The sequence below is a fragment of the Streptomyces sp. B1866 genome (genome assembly GCF_031932565.1).
In the GTDB taxonomy this organism is placed as follows: domain Bacteria; phylum Actinomycetota; class Actinomycetes; order Streptomycetales; family Streptomycetaceae; genus Streptomyces.
In genome coordinates, this window is the sequence record NZ_JAVSCF010000628.1 from 1 (window position 1) to 430 (window position 430).

General features: G+C 73.3%; 1 pseudogene. It reads left to right on the forward strand.

Annotated features, from left to right (window positions below):
- A pseudogene (locus RKE29_RS30515) lies at nt 1–430 on the forward strand (hypothetical protein); the annotation flags it as partial.

Here is a 430-nt window from a genome sequence, read left to right on the forward strand (position 1 = left end):
CACCATGCAGGACACCGCCTCACCCACGTCGGCGTTCGTGCGGGAGTGCTGCGAGACCGGGCCCGCCTGCCAGGTGCCCGTGGACGAGCTGTGGGCGGTCTGGAAGGACTGGGCCGACGACAGCGGCATCCGCCCCGGAACCAAGCAGCTGCTAGGCCGCAACCTGCTCTCGGTCGTCCCCCAGCTCCGGCGCAGCAAGCCACGCGGCGACGACGGGGAACGGATCGCGATCTACCTCGGGATCACCCTCGCCGATGGGCGCCGCAATGGCGCGGGTCGCGGCCCATCGCGGACCACGGGCCCAGATCCGGCGCTGGGCCGCGATGGGCCGCGACCCAACCCATTGCGGCCGCCACTCCAGCAGACCGCCCTGTGCGCCGTCTGCGGCACCCCGTACCAGCCCCTCGAACCCGGCCAGACCACCCACCCC